The sequence below is a fragment of the Methylobacterium sp. genome (genome assembly GCF_019750675.1).
Lineage (GTDB): Bacteria > Pseudomonadota > Alphaproteobacteria > Rhizobiales > Beijerinckiaceae > Methylobacterium.
In genome coordinates, this window is the sequence record NZ_JAIEOF010000448.1 from 1 (window position 1) to 6,804 (window position 6,804).

The 6,804-nt window shown below is 71.4% G+C and carries 3 protein-coding genes; all 3 read right to left on the bottom strand.

The features are described 5' to 3' along the window. Positions 1-253: 253 nt before the first annotated feature. Complete coding sequence (parE, locus tag K2X24_RS23570; RefSeq protein ID WP_292501692.1) at positions 254-2,305, bottom strand: DNA topoisomerase IV subunit B; 2,052 nt, start codon at positions 2,303-2,305, stop codon at positions 254-256. A 262-nt stretch (positions 2,306-2,567) separates the two neighbouring features. Further along, on the bottom strand, positions 2,568-4,544 hold the full coding sequence (locus K2X24_RS23575; RefSeq protein WP_292501694.1) for a PhoX family phosphatase: 1,977 nt from the start codon (positions 4,542-4,544) through the stop codon (positions 2,568-2,570). Positions 4,545-4,656: 112 nt separating this feature from the next. Then, positions 4,657-6,402: a methyl-accepting chemotaxis protein gene (locus K2X24_RS23580; RefSeq protein WP_292501699.1), complete on the bottom strand. Its 1,746-nt coding sequence runs from the start codon at positions 6,400-6,402 to the stop codon at positions 4,657-4,659. Positions 6,403-6,804: the final 402 nt, after the last annotated feature.

The window sequence follows — 6,804 nt, forward strand, 5'->3', positions numbered from 1 at the left end:
AACAACCGCCGCTCCGACGAGTTCGTCGTCGTGCGCGCCGGCCTGAACTACAAGTTCGGCTCGTACTAAGCCGACCCAACGGGATCCCGCGCGGCCGATCCCGGTCCGCGCGGGACCTGCCGAGAACGGCAAAGAGCCCGGCCGCTACGCGGCCGGGCTCTTTGCCGTTCTCGGGTGCATTTAGCGGGCTCGCGCCGGCGCAAGGGCCGGTTGCGTTCGGGCGAGCCCCCGAACGCAGACGGACGCCCGCCCTTCAGATGTCGAGTTCGGCCCCGTCCGCGAAGGCGGCGCGCTCGGAGATGAAGGTGAAGCGCGCTTCGGGCTTGTTGCCCATCAGCCGCTCGACCGCGTCCCCGGTGGAGGCGCGGGCCTCGTCCAGCACCTCGACCCGCAGGAGCGTACGCTTCTTCGGGTCCATGGTGGTCTCCTTGAGCTGCGCCGGCATCATCTCGCCGAGGCCCTTGAAGCGGCCGATCTCGACCTTGGCCCCCTTGAACACCGTCTTGATCAGCTGCGCCTTGTGGTCGTCGTCGCGGGCATAGGCCGTCTTGGCGCCCTGGCTGATCCGATAGAGGGGCGGGATCGCCAGGTAGAGGTGCCCACGGTCGATGAGCTTGGGCATCTGCCGGTAGAAGAACGTGATCAGCAGCGAGGCGATGTGGGCGCCGTCGACGTCGGCGTCCGTCATGATGATCACCTTCTCGTAGCGAAGGTCCTCCGAGCGGTAGCCGGTGCCGGTGCCGCAGCCGAGCGCCTGGGTCAGGTCGGAGATGAGCTGGTTGGCGCCGAGCTTGTCCCGGCTCGCCGAGGCGACGTTGAGGATCTTGCCGCGCAAGGGCAGGATCGCCTGGGTGGCGCGATCGCGCGCCTGCTTGGCCGAGCCGCCGGCCGAGTCGCCCTCGACGATGAAGATCTCCGAACCGGCCATGCCCGCCTTGGAGCAGTCGGCGAGCTTGCCCGGCAGGCGCAGCTTGCGGGTGGCGGACTTGCGCGCGACCTCCTTCTCCTGGCGGCGGCGTAGGCGCTCCTCGGCCCGGTCGATCACCCAATCGAGGAGCTTGTTGGCCTGGGCCGGGGAGGCGGCGAGCCAGTGGTCGAAGGCGTCGCGGATCGCGGTCTCGACGATGCGGGAGGCCTCGACGGTGGCGAGCTTGTCCTTGGTCTGGCCCTGGAACTCGGGCTCGCGGATGAACACCGAGAGCATCGACGCGCAGGTCGCCATGACGTCGTCGGTGGTCACCGCCGTCATGCGCTTGGCCTGGCCGACCCGCTCCGCATGCTCGCGCAGGGCCCGCAGCAGGGCGACGCGCAGGCCACTCTCGTGCGTGCCGCCCTCGGCGGTCGGAATCGTGTTGCAGTAGGAGGCCGAGACGCCGTCGTCCGCGACCATCCAGGCCACCGCCCATTCCAGCGAACCGTGCCCGCCCGGCTTGGTGATCTTGCCCGAGAAAATCGCGTCGGTGACGAGATCCTTGCCCTCGAGATCGCGGGCGAGATAGTCGCGCAAGCCCCCGGGGAAACGATGGACCGTCTCGGCCGGCACGTCGTCCAGGCCCTCGAGCAGGGAGGGCGCGCAGCGCCAGCGGATCTCGACCCCGCCGAACAGGTAGGCCTTGGAGCGCGCCATCTTGAACAGGCGGCGGGGATCGAACTTCAGCGCCCCGAAGATCTCGGCGTCGGGGTGGAAGCGCACGCGGGTGCCGCGCCGGTTCTGCACCCGGCCGACCGTCTCCAGGGGACCCTGCACATGGCCGCGCGAAAAGGTCTGGCGGTAGAGCGTCTGGCTGCGGGCGACCTCGACCTCGAGTTCGTCCGAGAGGGCGTTGACCACCGAGATGCCGACGCCGTGCAGGCCGCCGGAGGTCTCGTAGACCTTCGAGTCGAACTTACCGCCCGCGTGCAGGACGGTCATGATGACCTCCAGCGCGGACTTGTTGGGGTATTTCGGGTGCGGGTCGACCGGGATGCCGCGGCCGTTGTCGGTGACGACGAGGTGGCCGCTCTCCTCCAGCTCCACCTCGATGAAGCTGGCGTGCCCCGCCACCGCCTCGTCCATGGAATTGTCGATCACCTCGGCGAAGAGGTGGTGGAGAGCCCGCTCGTCGGTGCCGCCGATATACATGCCGGGGCGGCGGCGCACCGGCTCCAGCCCCTCGAGTACCTCGATGGTGGAGGCGTCGTAGCCGGCTTCCGCCGAGACGGGCGGCGCCAGCGGAGCCACCGCGGCATCGAGCTTGCGGCGCTCGGCGGGCTTGGCCGGCGGCGCCTTACCGCCGGCGAAGAGATCGCGTGCGGGGTCGCTCACCGAAGCGCCCCGCGCTGATGATGGTGCGGCCGCGGGCTTCGCGGATCGGATCGCAGAGGGAGACCGTGCAGCATTCGCCTTCATCCTCTCACTATACCGGAACAAACCGGAAACAGAAAGGGGTTCCCGCCCGGCGCGGCAGGGGCTCGAAGCCCCCGCCGCGCACGGCGTACCACCCCATGACATGGTATGGGGGTGGTTAAGAAGGCCTGACGGTGGCGCGCGGCGCTTATCGTTGCGGAAGGGGCGGGTTCTCTGCTCCTCAGGTCCCGACGCGGCCGCCGCCGCGCTTCGTGATCGTCAGCACGGCGGGGCGGGGCGGCATCACGGGGTCGAAGTCGGGCCAGCGGGTGGCGGGCGCCTCGAAGGTGGCGGGCACCGCCTTCGGGTCCTCCTCGTCGGCCTCGCCGGGGTGCTGCACGGCGACGAAGAAGGTGGTGTCGTCGGGGGTGAAGTAGGGGCCGCACATCTCGGCCCCGTGGGGCACGCGGAAGAAGTGCTTGCCCGTGCCGCGCGCCGCGCCTTCCGTCTCCATCGCCCAGATGCCGTCGTTGCGGCCGGTGCGCGAGGGGGCATTGCCGTCGGTGGCGACCCAGAGCCGGCCGAGGCCGTCGACGGCGCAGTTGTCCGGCATGCCGAACCAGCCGTCCTTCGTGGTGGCCGACGAGAAGGTGGCGCCGACCGACGCGATCCCCGGATCGCCGCACCGGACCAGGATCTCCCAGGTGAAGCCGGGCGCGGCGTGGTCGCCGTCGTCGGGGGTGAGTTCGACGATGTGGCCGAAGCGGTTGTCGGCGCGCGGGTTGGCGGCGTCGACCCCGTCGGCCTTGCGCTTCCCGTTGTTGGTCAGCATCACGTAGACCTTGCCGGTCTTCGGATTGGCCTCGACGTCCTCGGGCCGGTCCATCTTGGTGGCGCCGAGCCGGTCGGCGGCGAGCCGGGCGCCGATCACCACGTCGCCTTGCGAGGCGAAGCCGTTCTCGGGCGTCAGGGGCCCCTGCCCGAACACCAGCGGCATCCAGGTGCCGCGCCCGTCGGCGTCGAAGCGGGCGACATGCAGGGTGCCGGAATCGAGGAGGTCGCGGTCGCCGCTGTCGGCCCGGCCCGTGGTGACGAACTTGTAGACGTAGTCGAAGCGCTCGTCGTCGCCCTGGTAGATCACGTACTGGCCGCCCCTGGCGACGATGCCCGCCGCCCCCTCGTGCTTGAAGCGCCCCAGCGCCGTGCGCTTCTTCGGAACGCTCGTCGGATCGAACGGGTCGATCTCCACCACCCAGCCGAAACGGTTGGGCTCGTTGGGCTCGTGTGCGACGTCGAAGCGCTCGTGGTAGCGGCCCCAGGCATAGGCGCTGGCCGGCAGGTTGAAGCGCTTGTGGTTGGCGGCCTCCGGCGACCCCGCGGGCAGGGCGCCGGAGAAGTAGTAGTTGATGTTCTCCTCGCAGGTCAGCCACGTCCCCCAGGGGGTCGTGCCGCCGGCGCAGTTGTTGATCATGCCCAGCGCCGCCCGGCCCGTGGGGTCGGCGGCGGTCTTCACCCGCTCGGTGCCGGCGGCCGGGCCGGTCAGCACCATCGGCGTCGTGGCGGTGATGCGGCGGGCGTAGCGGGAGTCCGGCACCACCGTCCAGCGGCCGTCCTGGCGCCGGATCTCGACGACCGATCCGCCATGGGCCGCCATCTCGATGTCGACGAGGTCCCGCGTCATTCCCTTGAAGTCGGCCGCCTTGGTATCCTGACGGCCGAGGCCGGGGAACATGAGTTCCTCGTTGGTGTATTCGTGGTTGACCACGAGGAGGCCGTGCGCCGCCGGATCGGCCGCCCCCGGCATGGGGAAGTACCCCACGAAGTCGTTGTTGTAGCCGAATTGCTGGGCCTGCGCGGCCGGCGTCTGGTTGCGCGGGTCGAAGGCCGGCGCCCCCGGCAGCACGGGATCGCCCCAGCGGATCAGGATCTCGGCGTCGTGCCCGGGGGCGACGTGGTGATGCGCGTCCGACCCGGCCTCGATTTCTTCGAACGGGAAGCGGGTGCCCGGGCCTTGCGCCGCCTGTGCCGCCCCGGCGGCCAGCGCCCGGGGCGTCACCACGGCCGCGATGGCACCGACGCCGAGCAATCCGCGCAGGAGGTCGCGCCGGTCGAAGCGCGCCGCCACCACATCGCCGAAGGTCGGGTTGGCGCTGCCGTTCGAGCCGGCATCCTCGGCGGCTTCCGCCGCCTGCGAGCGGGTTCGCGTCGGTTCGGTCATCGGTCGGGTCCGTGAGGGCTGAAGACGAGCACTCCGGGTAATCCGCCCGCATGGCACCGGTGTGACAGCGCCCCAGCCTCGCGAAGCCCCACGAGGGGAAGCCCCGCGAGGATCAGAACCGGTAGGCCGTGCGGCAGGCGCCCCAGTGCCGCCCCTGGACGCGGATCGGCGCATCGACCTCGCGGACCATGACGATGCGGTCCCCGACCTCGCGGCGATAGGCCTGCACGGTGGCCGGGCGGGTCGAGCGGGCCGCCGTGATGCCGGTGCGGTCGTCGAAGATGCGCCGGTTGCGGCTGTTGGCGTTGTTCCAGACGGGGTCGCCCGGCCGCTGCGGCTGGGACACCGCGCGATTGTGCACCGGCACGTAGCCGTTCCGGTCGGCCACGATGCAGAACATCATCGCGGGGTCTTCGGCCAGCGGCGCCTCCAGCACCGGGCGTAGCAGCCGCTCCAAAACCTCGACCGAACGGGTCGTGAACTGGCGCGGTTCGGTACCGAGGATCGCCACGTAGTCGGTATCGAACAGGAGGGCGGCGGTGAGCCGCCCGGCGGCGATCTCGGCCTCCATCAGGTCCCTGATGCTGCCGGCGAGCCCCTGGGCCCGGGCGACCAGGGGGGCATATTCCGCCTGGATCGCTCCGAGCTTGCCGGCGAGCTTCGTCTCCGCTTCGGACCCGAGGACCTCGAAGGCGCAGTGCAGGCCCATCGGACTGATCGCGGCCACGCGCGCCCGGACGGCGCCGATCCCGACGATGTCGAGTTCGAGCGCCTGACCGGCGGCGATCTCGGGCCCGGTCTCGGGCCGGGCCAGCAGGGCGCCCCCCTCGCTGAGGTCGATGGTGCGGGTGCGCGTGCCGCTCCCGAGCGCGACGGACAGGTCGGCCGGGTAGCGGTCGGCCCGGCGCCGGTCGCCGATCTCGTTCTGGCGGATCACCGCGACGAAGCGGCGCCCGAGGCCGGCGGCTTCCTCGGCGGCACGGGCCGCCGCGCTCTCCATGGCCTCGGCCCGATGGTCGAGGGCGACCGTGGCGGCGCTGGTCTCGCCCGCGCCGATGTTCACGTCGGCGATCAGGTCCGCCGTCCGCGTGGCCTCCGAGACCACGTGGGTGACGATGCCGACCTGTTGGTCGACGATGCCCCGCACGGTGCCGAAGGCGGGCCGGACCGCCTCGATCGCCTCGGCCGCCGCGCCGATGGCGGCGCTGGAGGCGGTCGCTCCCTCGCGCAGGCGCGCGATCCGGCTGCGCACGTCGTCCGCCGCCCGGGCGGTCTCGATCGCCAGAGCCTTCACCTCCGCCGCCACCACGACGAAGCCGCGGCCCGCCTCGCCGGCGCGTGCCGCCTCGATCGTGGCGTTGAGCGCCAGCAGGTTGGTCTGGCGTGCCACCGCCGAGATGGTGTCGACGATGCTGGCGATCTCATTGCCGGCCGTCGCAAGGGCGCCGATCAGCGCCCGGGCCTCCGCGCCCCGGCTGCCTGCCTGGTCGAGATGCCCGGAGGCCTGGTGCAGCGCATCGGTGATGCGCGTCGAGACCGTGGAGAGGCCCTCGGTCCGCTCGGTGAAGCCGGAGCTGGCCGCACTGGCCGCCTCGGCGGCCTCGGCGAGATCGCTCATGCGGGCGCGGATGGCGGCGAGCCCCGCCTGCATGTCCACGACGTCGGTGCGGGTCGCCGCGATCGATTCGCCGACGCTGCCGATCGCTTTCAGGACGTCGCTCTCGATCGCGTCCAGCACCTCGCCGTGGCTGGCCTGCGGGGGCGCCTGTGCGGCGCCGGCCGGAGCCTGCACGGCGGGCGCGGGCTGCGCGAGAGTTGCGTCGGGCCGGCCGGCCTGTCGTCTGGACAAGAATCGCATGCCCACAATGTTCGGGGCGACACCCTAAACAACTGATAACAACAGCGGCGTGCCCCGCCCCGTCCTTCTCGACGCGCGACCGGTCCCGCATTCAGATTTTCGTGAGCTCGGGCGTCGGGATCTGCACGGCGTCTTGCACCCCGGAGCGGTTCGAAGCCGACACACGGTCCGACCGGGGCTTCACCACCGTCGCGGCTTCGTTGAACACCGCGACGGTGGTGAAGTGGCCGGGCTCCGAAGGCCCGCGGACGCTAAACCTCAAGCCTTCTTGCGCGCCGCCGGCTTGGCGGCCGTGGTCCCGGCAGCGCTCGCGACCGTTTTCTTGGCCGCGGCCACCTTAGCCGCCGGCTTGGCGGCAGGCTCGTCCCCGTCCGCCGCCGTCTTGGCAGCGGCCGTCTTGGC